Below are 525 nucleotides of genomic sequence, written 5' to 3'. Positions count from 1 at the left end.
ATCGCCTGCGACCACTACCACCGCTTCGGCGAGGACGTCGCGCTGCTGGGGCGGCTCGGGGCGCCGGGCTACCGGTTCAGCATCTCGTGGTCGCGGGTCCAGCCGACCGGTCGCGGCGCGGTCAACACCCAGGGCCTCGACTTCTACGACCGGTTGGTCGACTGCCTGCTCGAGGCGGGCATCGAGCCGATGGCCACGTTGCTCCACGGCGACCTGCCCCAGGGCCTCGAGGACGATGGTGGCTGGCTGAACCGCGAGACGTCGGAGCGCTTCGGCGAGTACGCGGCCATCGTCGGGGCACGCTTCGCCGACCGGGTGAAGGAATGGATCCCGGTCGCGGAGCCGGCGGTCACCGCCTTCCTCGGCTACGGCACCGGCGAGCGGGCGCCCGGCCGTCGCCTGCTCTTCGACGCGCTGCCCGCTGCCCACCACCTGCTGCTCGGCCACGGACGTGCTGCCGGTGCATTGCGGGCCGCCGGCGCCGAACGGATCGGGTGCGCCAACAACCACGCACCGGTGTGGCCC

1 protein-coding gene is annotated in these 525 nt (G+C 73.0%); it reads left to right on the top strand.

The window, feature by feature from the left end; all coding sequences use genetic code 11:
- A partial coding sequence (locus tag ACOADB_RS17960; RefSeq protein ID WP_378601440.1) for a family 1 glycosylhydrolase occupies nucleotides 1-525 on the top strand: 525 nt, incomplete at both ends.

It is taken from the genome of Nocardioides sp. CPCC 206348, assembly GCF_048654705.1.
Taxonomy (GTDB): domain Bacteria; phylum Actinomycetota; class Actinomycetes; order Propionibacteriales; family Nocardioidaceae; genus Nocardioides.
The sequence above is the reverse complement of the archived record's forward strand: the minus strand, read 5'-3'. Positions and strand labels throughout refer to the sequence as shown.